Below are 11,127 nucleotides of genomic sequence, written 5' to 3'. Positions count from 1 at the left end.
CGAGGTCGACTGCCTCGTTGTCCCTGAATGCTCGCACTAGCCCGAGTAGCCTGATCGACAGATGTGCCACGCGTGTCAACACCTCGCCGGGGCGAGCTTGGCGTCCAGACCTGTCTGGCCCGACACCTGCGCCTCACCTGAAGCAGCGCCTCCAGTGACGCCCACTGGAGATAACCACGTGTTGAGACGCTAGACCGTTGTTCTGAGCGAATCAGGTGCCCGTGATCAGATGAACACGAACATTGCCCGAACAGTCAGAAATGGACATAGCCGGTTCTCTCGTGCCGAAACTATTGTTGGCTGTTCACTAGGTTGATGATTAGTTCGTCGATGTCTACCTGTTCGGAGCCGGGGCGGACCACGGCGTAGGTCTTGGCCAGGAACACAAGAAGATCCTCGGCTCGCGCGTGAAGCAAAGCGTATCCGCTGGGCGGTAGCAGCTCGATGGAGACGATCCCACGCGATAGCGGTTGCAGCCGTATGTCACCGGCTCCTGAGGGTTCGAGCACGCCTTCAGTCAGCAATGACCGTGCGACCAGCCACTTCACGGGTCGCAGCCGCTGAAGCGTCAGCGTGAGCTCGACCGCGAAGGGGTCGCTCGCCCGGTAGGTCATGTCGGCGGCGATCGATCTGGCGCCACCGTATTCGTCCAGGAGCGTGAACTCCGCGCGGTGGGTGCAAGTGTTGTCCATGAGATGCCGTTCGTCAGAGTTCGAGTACCAGTTCGGCAGCTCGGGCCGGAGAGCAGGGCCATGTGGCTCCGCACCCGTCGCAGACGTCGCATGCGGGAAGGCAGCAGTGGTCGGCCATCGTGGCCGCGGCGGTTTCGCGCCAACGGGCGATTAGAGCTTCCCAGCCGTTGTCAGAAGACGGATAGCGCATCGTGCTCACACCTTCCGGATCGGCGGAACTGGCTCGGCGAGGTTGCTGGCCAGTCGGGTTCCGCACTGGTGGTGACGTTCACCCCGTCACCATGCGCCTTGGGTCTCCAGAGTTTCTAAAATCCGAAACTTAGGCGTTCGGGCAGGTGAGAGGGGGTTCAGGCTATCGAGGGTGTGCGAGAGGAGCCGAGCTTGCGGGCTGTCAGCCGTGCTGCTGTTGCCTGGCTCAGGGGTTTCTTCACAGCCAGCGGCTTGTCGCCGATCAGGCGTCGTTGGTTGGCAACGAAACGTTCGACGACGTCTGATAGAGGTTGTGCTGTAATGATCAAGGTTGTTGGTGGGCAGGGGTGACAGCGGCCGTTGGTGATTGACCGTTCAGCCGGTCATGGCGAGTTGCGTATCTGGGCGACGCCTCGGGTGGCGTGCCAGACGCCGTCGCGTTTGCGGCGGCAGTTGCGTAGGATGTTCCAGGACTTCATGTGCGCCAGGGCGTGCTCGGCGCGGGCGCGAACGCTCTTGTGGACGGTGTTGAGGTCTTCTTTCCATTGTGGCAGTGGCGGTTGGTCCTTGCGGGTTTGCGGTAGGGCATGATCACCTCGGGGTTGCCCTGGTAGCCGCCGTCTGCCATCACGTTCGCGCCCCGGCGCTGCTGGTCAACGCGCGAGTCGGTGTAGGCGGCAGTCGTTGCGGTCGCCTGGGGTGGGGGTCGCCGATCGCGACGACCAGGCGGGTGCCGGCGTCGATGACGACCTGCATGTTCACCGAGTAGCGGTAGTTCTTGCTGGAGGCGGAGATGGTGCGGTCGTGGGTGGGCACCAGGGTGCCGTCCACGATCAGCACGGTGTCCGGGCGGTGCTTGCGGGCACTGGTACGAGCGCCAGCGGCGGTGCCAGGTGGTCCACCACGCGGTTCGCTGCGGATTTCGAGATCCCGGAAGTAGCGCTACCTGCCGGAATGTCAGATTCGTCCGGTAGTACACCGCCGCCGGCAACACCCGATCCACCAGCGATGGGCGCCAGCGCCGGCCGCTGCCGGTCTGCTCACCACCCCGGCGGGCCACGACCCGTACGGGCTTGCGGAACACCGGCACCCACTCCGGCCGGTCCGCACTGATCACCTGCTCCACACCAAGATCATCGATCGCGGCAACACACCGTTTCAGAACAACCAGAGGGACAACTGGAGGTTCCTGATGGCGGGTGCACGTTCAACGCTGATGTGTTGGTTCTCAGCTATCAGCCACATCCAGAACTGCTCCGCAAGGCCGCGGGTACCTCGATCGAGTGGCTCATTTGGTGTTGAAGCACGTGGCGGCGTCTGCGAGAGTGAACGCAGGATCAATAACTTGCAATATCGACTGAGTGATCTAGACTGCACGCTGCTCATGATTAAGGCGAAGATTGTGCACGGGAGACCGAAGTGACACTGAGTGGCGAGCTTGTTCTGAGCGTTGGTGCCGGTGAGTCCGCTGTTTCGTCAGGTCGTGAACGGTCGATCGGTACGCCTATACACGATCAGATCGCTACGCGGCTCGGAGTGCGGAGCAACCGTCAGCCATGCGACGGTCTGTCGGGCGGGGCATTGCAAGCGCGGGAATGATCGTCAACGGGGGAACTGAGAGATGTGGTTGCTGTGGCTTGTGCCATGATCGGCATGGGGTGCAACAGTCAATGATGTGTCGTAACTCTGCAGCCGCCGCAATATGGAACCCACGCATTCGTAAATGCTCCCGCAGGAAACGTAAAACTTGGCATTCTCCGGCGGATGCTCGTTAAGTTGCCGCCAAAATATCATGAGTTGGACACTGAGGCGACTGCAGCGGTGATGAGGCTGGTCAGTGGACGTGGTGACTGTGCGGTCGTGGCGTGCAGACTTACGAAGCTTGGTTTATCGGCATGCGAAGCCTGTGTTCGGATTTACACCTGTACAACGTATGCGTCAACCTGGTGTGGAATCTGTCAGTGCACTATCTTTTTGGATGAGATGTGTCCTCTGAATTCCGGGACTGTTGAATAAGTTATCCCGTGCGCAATGGTATGCAAGTAGCCGGCGCGCAGAAGATTAGCGCCGCAAGGGCTGGCATGGGCCCTGCTCAACTTCCTCGCCCGTCGCCGCCCCGCTGATCGTCGCGCGATTCGCCGAGAGTTATTGCAAACCCTGCCTGGTCCGCAGCCAGCACACCACCTCCCGCGACAGCGCCCAGAACGTGGGTTCCCCCACGGGAACTCCGCGACCTGCAACTCCGCGTCCGCGCCGAGCGGCGGTCACCCCGACTGGCACATCCGATACGCGGTCCTATCCGGAGTGAAAAGCACCATTACGAGTTCGCCCACGGACATGACATCCGCGATGCCACTATCGGGGACACTCCAAGGCTCACCTATAATATATCTTTACCGCGATCGCCGTGAACATCGAACGCCTCCGCGGCCTACCCCATCCACCGGGACAACCTCGCCCCGGCTGGTGACCGCTTTCCAGGATTTTCTGGACCAGCAGAGGGGCCTTCGATTGAAGTCCTGGTGAGCCACCAGCAGCTGATCTCGACGCGAACAAGATTCCCGACAGTGTCAAGCTACTTACACGATCACCACCGATCGCCATGTCGCCGCGTAGGTATGCATTCTACGCAGCCGTCGCCAGTCGCCGTAACGGCGCACATCGCCGGCTTCCTCTGACGGAGAGTTCGGAACAGGGCGTCTTTCGCGGTCAGCGCTTCGCCAGGGAGATCGACCGGCGCGACGGTGATCCGCGCCCGAATCAGCGCGGCTGCTTGTCGAGGAAGCGGCGAAGGCGCATGTCAAGTCGTGCGCGTAGAGGTCGGGTGCTCTTACGTCGTCACGCCAGGACTTGATCAAGCAGTTGGTCAGCTGCATCACGCGCTTTACGAGGCACCACTGGGCGCTGGGCGATTGGCCTCCTCCGTGTTGGTTTTCGAGTCGGCCTTGAGATGTCGCCAATGAAAGAGGGTTGCGCCCTTGACTGCACGTGCTGGCGCGGCCTTGAGTCCGGGACGAGTCGGGCGCTCCTGGCAACAAGGACTCTGCCGGTGCCGAGGCGCAGGTAGTGCCCGTAGACCACGCCGCCAAACTAGATCTGTCTTCCGCAGGAGGTGGTTCAGCACTCACCTTCCGTGGTCGCTCGATTGCACTCGCCGTCTGACGCGACGTATCTCACGAGGAACCGAAGGCACCTAGAGCCGAAGGTCGATCGGGCAGTCAGTCATGCCCCTCCAGCGCGAGGGTTCATCCACCCCTCACGGCCACGCAGCGACGGAGTTACTGTCTTTACGCGCCCTTAAGGGAGAGCAACGAGATTTACAATCAAATGGCTTGACATGTCTAACGGGAGGTACTGATGCACCGCGCACGACCCCTGCGCAGACTCCTTCTTCGAGCCCTCGCTGTTATCGCTGCGCCTGTTATGGCCTTGGCCCTGGCAACGCCCGCGGCGCACGCATACAACCTCTGGCAAATCGAAAGCATCGCTTATCCTGGTTACTGCCTCGACTCCAACAGCAACGGTCAAGCGTATCTGTTGCCGTGTCAATCCGGCAACACCTATCAGCGATGGTTGGTGACGGATACGGGTACCAATGCCTATGACGGGAGTGATCAGAAAAGATTTAAGAACCAAGCCACGAATAGATTTCTCGTGATGCATTGGCTGGGGGCTGGTCCAGTTCTTGAGACGGCACCCACTGCTGGCTCCAACAACGACTCCAAGTTGGACGGAGTTGGATCGAGTTGGGCCAACGTAGCTATCAGGCAGTCCAACGTGGATTCTACCAACGGTCGGGGTGACACCTGCCTTCACGCTTACTCAAGGTCTAACGCGGTAGCTTGGTGGTGTGATGGTAGCGGAAGTCAGAGATGGCTTGTGCGCAATCCGTGAGCCTGCCTTCTGTGTTCGCAGCATGAACAAAGTCGGTGAACTTTTGCTCAGGCCGGAGCTCCTGGCAGATCGGATACGATCAAAGCGTCTATCTGTCAGGAATTTCGGTTTGTCATGCCCGATCCGAGAATGGTCCTGTTCGTCGCCGCCAGGCGGTCGGCGGCGGATCGTAGTTTCCTGCAGCCGACGTTGGCGCCGGGCTCGCGGCCTCGGTTGCGACCTGCTGATGCTACGTCAACGAGAAAGTCGAGCTGCCAGCTCAGTACCGGCGGGACGTGCCCTCTGGAATCTGGCACCTGTAGAGTACGCGAAGCTGCCTCGTTGCGACGCTCGCACAGTCGCGCGGCCTGCAGCCTTGTTCCAGTGTCATCAAACGGACACCATCCATGCGCTGCGCCGTATCTGCGCTGGCTGGGCGGGGTGTCATGACGGTGATGAACTTCTAGCCCTTCGGGTGGCGAAAAAGGAGGGCTGGATCACTACGGAAACGGCTCAGGCCACTGTTCAAAATCACTCGCCTGTTCCTTTGTTCGCGTCTGGTCAAGCAGCTGTCAACCGTGGGATGTGAGAGATCGAGCGTCTCAGTCGCCGTGCGGCGGTGGCCATGGTGAAGGTCCAGCCCGTAAGCGACGATATGAGATTATCTAACGGATCGTCCATTGCTCTTGGTAGATCCGCCGGTGTCTTCTTGATTGCAAGAAGTCCCGAATCGCCTGCTTTGATAAAGACTGGCGAAATTGCCTGACGTCCAGAGGTTCGACTAAGTTTGTCCGCGGTAGCTTGGTCATCAAGATGAGCGCGTCCGTGACATCGTATGGGCACGGCGAGAACTTCGGTAAGGCAGATCATCTCAACGAAGCAGCTAGGACCGAACCCCGAGGCTGGCGCAAAGGCAAGAACTCGCCGCCGCTCTGTCGTATAGGTGCCTAACTCGCTTGAAAGCCGACGCGGCGCTGATCGAAGCGGCTGGCAGTGTTGGCCATCCGCGCTCGGCGAGGATGGCGACACCAAAGATGGCTTCCGGGTAATTGCTCGACTGTTGGGCCGCACTCAATTGCAGGCAGGCCGTCGTTGGGCGAGTGACGCATCGCCCGCTCCTCGCGCGTCGCGGTGGGTGCGCCCGGGCCGCAGAACAAAGCGGTCAAGGTTTTGGCATGCGCGCATGTCGATGCCAGAGGACAGACGAACGGACGATGTGCGGAAGCAGCAATGGGCAAGGTTCTTTGCGTAACCCGTGCCGCTCATCAGGCGATACACCCGCATAACGGCGGGTATCGGAGGGGGTATGGGATGCGGGAAGGGGGCGCGTCGAGCGCTTGGGCGCGGACCGTTCTTGTGCTGGCGGTGGCCGCGCTGCTGGCGGCCGGGGTGGTCAACGTGCTGATCGCCGCGACCGAGGCTGTGCTGTGGCCCGTGGGAGTCGGCGTGGGCTGGGTGGTCGTGGCGGCCGGCGTGAGCATCTGGGCCGACGCGGCGGCCACGTCCAGATCGAGAACGCCCCGTTCGGCACCGGAACGGGTGGCCGCAGCAGGGGTAGTTCGTCAGCGGTGAAGTACAAGCCGTCACCGTCGTGGGCGAGGGTGCGCGAGTGCCCGCCGATCGACTCCTCCTTCAAACAATCGGCGGCGTGGTCATCGCACGAAGGACGGCAGCGCTGACGACGCCCACCGTCGTGGCGAGGGCGGGTTGTCATCGAAGGCATGAGGGTGCGCGCCATCGTCGAGGCGTCCGCGTTTAGGAGCGTGACGTGGACACGCTCGGCCGGAGCGAACTGCTGTTCGGTACGTGCCTGCACGCCGTCCACCGTGGCCAGCGTTTGTACCCTGCAAGGAAAGTGGGTGGCGTGGGATGCACTTGGTCGGGGCTACTCCAATAGTGCGGGAGCGTTGCCCGTCTCGTGACAGGTCGTTGTCGCGACGTTCCAGACGGCCGTATCGGCAGCGTACGTACACCCGCAGGAATTGTCAGGCTATGTCGAAGCTCAACCAGCACGTGCACATCTCCGCGCAGACCATCCGTACCGGTCCCGTGGCCGGCACCTCGGTCGCGGGTGAAATCGACATGCTCATTGACGATGTTTTCTTGGGACGAGGTGCACGCCCAGTTCGAGGCAAGACCGAACATCCTTGTCGTGGCTTCGACCACCGCGCTCAGCCGTCCGGTGGCGGGTCGAGCAGCACGATCGTCGAGCTGTGCCGGGGCACCTCGACGTTGCCTGGCCAGAAGCTGCCGATCTTCACACCCACGAGCTCACCCGCCGACCCGGACTTGAGCGTGAACCGGGTGTCCGGTGTGGACGAACTCCCGATCGCGACCGGGAACGTGGACCCCGTGGCAGCGGCCAGAAAAGCCTCTCGTGCGGCATCGAACGCGAGGTTGTCGTCAACGAGCGCGGCCGTCTCGGCCTCCGTCAGAAAGGTGGTCATGACACGTCCTTCCTGAGCTCGGCGAGGTCGTTGTACAGCCCGGTGCGCGAGATGCCCAGCCGCTGGGCTACCCGCCTCGGCGCCCCGCGCAACGCGAACACCCCGGCGTCGTTCAACTCCCGGACGAGCCGCAACCGCTCCTCCCGTCCCAGCGACGCCACCGGCACCGCGTGCGCGCGCTCAGCCCGTTCGACCAGCGAGTCGACGACCTGGTCCAGATCGCCGGAGAAGTTGGTGGAAGCGACGGGCTTCTCCACCGGCGCCAGCCCGAGCAGGTCCGCGAGCACCCCGGTGGCCCGGTCGATGGCGGACACGTCGATGTTGATGCACAGAGCGCCGATCAACGACCCGTCGGCGTCCCGCAACGGCACGGTCGTGCACCTCAGCACCCGTCCGTCCTGCGCCCGCGTCACGTACCCGACCTCGGTGCGGGCGTCGTCCCCGGCGGCGAGGACGCGCAGCCCGATCTCGCTCATCGCGTCCCCGGCCTGCCGCCCCGTGACGGAGCCGGCGACCGCGACGACCGACCGTTCCTGATCGCGGTAGTCGTGCAGCGCGACCTCGCAACTGCGGCCGAACGTCGCCGCGATGGCCTCGACCACGGGGGTGAGGGCGGCGAACACCGCGCCAGCGGTGTTGCTGGAGTGGGGCACGGCGAACCCTCCGCGTGGACAAAATGTCAATTGCTGAACAGAGTGTCACACGGGAGGCGGGTCTGGGGCGATGTGGCCCTCGCCACCGGGGTGCGGTCACGCAGTGGTGCCGGCTCCGCCGACCAGATCGGCGGCCCGTTCCGCGATCAGGTCGGTCTCAGCCGGTTCGCGATCGTCCGGTCACGGAGATCCGGCCGACAGTGCGCGCTCCAAAATGGACAGAAGGGTCGTCACGTCGTCCGGCGCCAGGCCGGCCAGGGGGCTGCTGTCGGCCGTGATGCGCAGGACCTGCGAGCGCACCTGCTTGCCCTGCTCGGTGAGGACGAGCGCGCGCGAGCGTCCGTCCCGCGGGTCGGGGACCCGGTCGACGAGCCCGCGCGCGGCGAGCTGGCCCGCGACGAACGAGAGGTTCGGGGCGTTGCAGTGCAGGCGCGCGGCCACCGTCTTCATCGACGGCGGCTCCTCGTCGGGCGACAACGCCCACAGCGCCTGGGCGGTGGCGGTGGTCAGGCCCAGCTCCGCGAGCGGACCGGTGATCGCCGCCTCGGTGCGCATGAAGACCTCGTGGACCGCCTCGATCGCCGCCACCCGTTCGTCCATGATCGCAGTCTAGTTGCTTCGAGGCTCGAACTGGTTATGCTGGAGATACTTCGAGAATCGAAACACTGGAGCAGGCCATGCACTCCTTCGCCGGCATCACCGCGCTCGTCACCGGGGCGTCCAAGGGACTGGGCCGTGCCTACGCACGGGAACTGGCCCGCCGAGGCGCGGACCTGGTGCTCGTCGCGCGCACCACCGCCGCCCTGGAGGAGCTGGCGGCCGAGGTGCGGACCGCGCACGGGGTGCGCGCCGAGGTCATCGGCGTCGACCTGGCGGACCCGGCCGGCCCCGAGTTCCTCCTCGCGACCGTCGCCGAGCGCGGTCTCCAGGTCGACCTGCTGGTGAACAACGCCGGATCCGGCTCGGCGGGCAGGTTCTTCGAGCGGCCGTTCGGGCAGAGCACCCGCTCGGTCGCGCTCAACGTCGGCGCGCTGATGGAGCTCACCTACCTGTTCGGCCGCGAGATGGCGGCCAGGGGAGCGGGCGGCATCATCAACGTCGGCTCGACCGCGGCGTTCCAGCCGATGCCGTACCAGGCGAGCTACGCGGCGACGAAAGCGTTCGTCCTGTCGTTCACCGAGGCCGTGGCGGAAGAGCAACGCGGCACCGGAGTCCACGTCATGGCCGCGCACCCCGGCGCGACCGACACCGGCTTCTTCGACGGCACCACGGCCACGATGGACCCGCGCGCCACGGACTCACCGGAGTCGGTCGCCGTCCGCACGCTCGACGACTTCGCTCGCGGCCGGGTCGCCTCCTATCCCGGCCGCCCGGCGAACCGCCTGGCCACGCTCGTGGCGCGGGTGATGCCGCGGCGCGCGGTCACCGGCGCGGTGGCCGCCCTGAACCGCAAGCTCGGCCTCGACGCGGTCACCGACCTGCCGTGAGCGACCGTCCTGGTAGCCGAAGTCCAGGATCGTCCTTGGTAAGGGTGATCAGGGGTCGCCGCTTCCGCATTGACGTTGGTCAACGACGCGGCGTTGTTCTCGAACTTGCTGAGTCCCGCCTCCCCGGGGCGGTTCGTGTTGCTCGCCATCCGTGCCTGAACACCTGCCGGGAGCCTCACCAAGCGACTGATGTGATCCGTGGGCCCTGCCCCACAGCCGATCAAGTACGGAGCGGGTGCGTTCACCTCGAGATTCTCCGCTCGTACGGCCACTTGATGGACAAGCCGTCCAGTTTTGCTCGTGGTGTTGTTCAGTGGCGACCGCAGCAGGCCATCAGTCAAGGGCGGCAGCGAACCTCTTCGGGCGCGGCCGTTTAGGCGCGCTTGAGGGGCCGCACCGCCTGGCGGTAGTCACCTACCTGCCCGAGCTTTGGTGACGCCGATCAGGTAGGTGACCTGACGTTCGGCGGGCAGCGTTGCGACCGCGCGAGGGTTGATGGTTGCCGCGAACTCCAAAGCCTGCCCGCACTCGTGCGGTCGCACCACGGTGTCACCATGGAGACATCCGTACGGCCACGCGATGATCTACATGCGGACCACTACGGGCTCCAGCACGTGCTGCATGAGCGCGAAATCCGCTGCCAGCAGTGCTTGTTCTGATGCGGCAACGTTGCCGGCCTTGTTCAGCGCAGACCAATCCAGTCGCCAGCCTGCAGCAGCTGACAACTGCCTGAGAAACGCGCGCTGAGCGCGGCCGTTGCCCTCCCTGAACGGGTGGCACACGTTCAGCTCGCCGTAGTAGTAGGCCAGCCGCTCGATGAAGTGCTCCCGGCTCGCACCTATCAGCCAGTTGTCGTCTTCCAGTCTGGCCAGGACCGCCGACGTCTGGTCTTCGACGAACTGCCATGCCGCGAACATCGATCTTTGTTTGCTGATGTTGACCGTGCGGATCTCGCCAGCCCAGTGGTACACGTCTTGAAACAGGGCCCTGTGAAAGGCTTGCAAGTGGGTCAGGTTGTATTCGCCCGGCAGTGTCTCTCGAGCCAGCTGCACATCACGAATACTTACAAGCCGCGCCTCGATTTCGCGAAGCTTGTCAGGATCAGCAAGTCCGAGCTTGTTGGCAAGACAGTCCGTGCCTGGAATGAGGTATGGATCGCTCACGTGCGAGTGGCCCGCCGGATCTCCTCCGCCACCACTTCATCGGCAGACCGCGTTCCACTTGCAACAGACCTCAGGGTCTCCTGCCACTCGTCGTCGAGTTCGACACCCTCGATCGCCGCGCTCGCTGCCGCCTGAGAAACCGCGACATCGACGGCGGCACGCTGACGAGCGTAGAAGTGCTTCATCTGCTGCCGATCGATCGGCGTGGTGCAACGTTCGTCGGGATCGAGAAGCCCTCGGGCAATCCGCCAAGGAGCCTCCATGTGCGTCATCTGCGACAGCGACTCTGCGGAGAACGATCCGTACTTCTCTGCGACCCATCGAACGGTCTGCTTTTCAGCAGCGGTCAGAACTGACTTGTCGCCGTAAGGCCACTGCGTGACCTGGCGTTGTCTGCGGTGCTTGTCATATAGCGACGGTGTCACCGGTCCTTGTGGCCACGCCTCGATCGCATCACCGAACAACACGGTGTCGTGGAAAACCAGGTGCCACGCCTGCGAGTAGTAGACCAGCTTCTGCAGCTTCATCGTCGTCACCGGGCCAACCTCGGCCAGTAGTGCAGCCGCCACATCGTGTACTTTGGCCACAGCCACACCACTCCTCTCGCCCGAGCTTCGCCGTCC

The 11,127-nt window shown here is 63.6% G+C and carries 10 protein-coding genes and 1 pseudogene; 3 read left to right on the top strand and 8 right to left on the bottom strand.

Annotated elements, in window-relative coordinates:
- Positions 1-290 precede the first annotated feature (290 nt).
- Both QSK25_RS40775 and QSK25_RS40770 read right to left on the bottom strand, forming a co-directional pair.
- On the bottom strand, positions 291-692 hold the full coding sequence (locus tag QSK25_RS40775; protein ID WP_285646600.1) for an SsgA family sporulation/cell division regulator: 402 nt from the start codon (positions 690-692) through the stop codon (positions 291-293).
- Between the two features lie 572 nt (positions 693-1,264).
- A pseudogene (locus tag QSK25_RS40770) lies at positions 1,265-2,007 on the bottom strand (transposase).
- A 2,727-nt stretch (positions 2,008-4,734) separates the two neighbouring features.
- On the opposite strand from QSK25_RS40770, the gene QSK25_RS45515 reads away from it, so the two are divergent.
- Both QSK25_RS45515 and QSK25_RS40765 read left to right on the top strand, forming a co-directional pair.
- Positions 4,735-5,343, top strand: a complete 609-nt coding sequence (locus QSK25_RS45515; RefSeq protein ID WP_352236967.1) for a DUF6283 family protein — start codon at positions 4,735-4,737, stop codon at positions 5,341-5,343.
- Positions 5,344-6,065: 722 nt separating this feature from the next.
- Positions 6,066-6,326, top strand: a complete 261-nt coding sequence (locus tag QSK25_RS40765; protein WP_285646599.1) for a hypothetical protein — start codon at positions 6,066-6,068, stop codon at positions 6,324-6,326.
- A 599-nt stretch (positions 6,327-6,925) separates the two neighbouring features.
- Here the strand turns inward: QSK25_RS40765 and QSK25_RS40760 are convergent.
- The 3 genes from QSK25_RS40760 to QSK25_RS40750 all read right to left on the bottom strand — a co-directional run bounded on the left by QSK25_RS40760 (position 6,926) and on the right by QSK25_RS40750 (position 8,454).
- On the bottom strand, positions 6,926-7,201 hold the full coding sequence (locus QSK25_RS40760) for a hypothetical protein (RefSeq protein WP_285646598.1): 276 nt from the start codon (positions 7,199-7,201) through the stop codon (positions 6,926-6,928).
- Positions 7,198-7,854 (bottom strand): helix-turn-helix transcriptional regulator, encoded by a 657-nt coding sequence (locus QSK25_RS40755; protein WP_285646597.1) that lies wholly within the window; start codon positions 7,852-7,854, stop codon positions 7,198-7,200. The genes QSK25_RS40760 and QSK25_RS40755 overlap by 4 nt, the downstream gene beginning before the upstream one ends.
- A 180-nt stretch (positions 7,855-8,034) precedes the next feature.
- Positions 8,035-8,454 carry a MarR family winged helix-turn-helix transcriptional regulator gene (locus tag QSK25_RS40750; RefSeq protein WP_285646596.1) on the bottom strand — a complete coding sequence of 140 codons (420 nt, stop codon included), beginning with the start codon at positions 8,452-8,454 and terminating at the stop codon, positions 8,035-8,037.
- A gap of 77 nt (positions 8,455-8,531) precedes the next feature.
- Between QSK25_RS40750 and QSK25_RS40745 the strand changes: the two genes are divergently transcribed.
- The gene (locus tag QSK25_RS40745) at positions 8,532-9,341 is read left to right on the top strand and encodes an SDR family NAD(P)-dependent oxidoreductase (protein WP_285646595.1); all 810 of its coding nucleotides are present in this window, start codon (positions 8,532-8,534) and stop codon (positions 9,339-9,341) included.
- 410 nt (positions 9,342-9,751) lie between these two features.
- Here QSK25_RS40745 and QSK25_RS40740 read toward each other — a convergent pair whose 3' ends face one another.
- Genes QSK25_RS40740 through QSK25_RS40730 form a run of 3 tightly spaced genes read right to left on the bottom strand, consistent with a single transcriptional unit; the run spans position 9,752 to position 11,091 of the window.
- Positions 9,752-9,886 carry a hypothetical protein gene (locus QSK25_RS40740; RefSeq protein ID WP_285646593.1) on the bottom strand — a complete coding sequence of 45 codons (135 nt, stop codon included), beginning with the start codon at positions 9,884-9,886 and terminating at the stop codon, positions 9,752-9,754.
- Between the two features lie 39 nt (positions 9,887-9,925).
- Positions 9,926-10,504 carry a Fic/DOC family protein gene (locus QSK25_RS40735; RefSeq protein WP_285646591.1) on the bottom strand — a complete coding sequence of 193 codons (579 nt, stop codon included), beginning with the start codon at positions 10,502-10,504 and terminating at the stop codon, positions 9,926-9,928.
- Entirely contained in the window at positions 10,501-11,091 is a 591-nt protein-coding gene (locus QSK25_RS40730) for a Panacea domain-containing protein (protein WP_285646590.1), read from the bottom strand. The genes QSK25_RS40735 and QSK25_RS40730 overlap by 4 nt, the downstream gene beginning before the upstream one ends.
- Between the last annotated feature and the right edge of the window lie 36 nt (positions 11,092-11,127).

Origin of the sequence: Lentzea sp. NBRC 102530, from assembly GCF_030269365.1 — a bacterium.
GTDB lineage: Bacteria > Actinomycetota > Actinomycetes > Mycobacteriales > Pseudonocardiaceae > Lentzea.
Note: the sequence above shows the minus strand (reverse complement) of the source record. Positions and strands in the feature narration are given on the sequence as shown.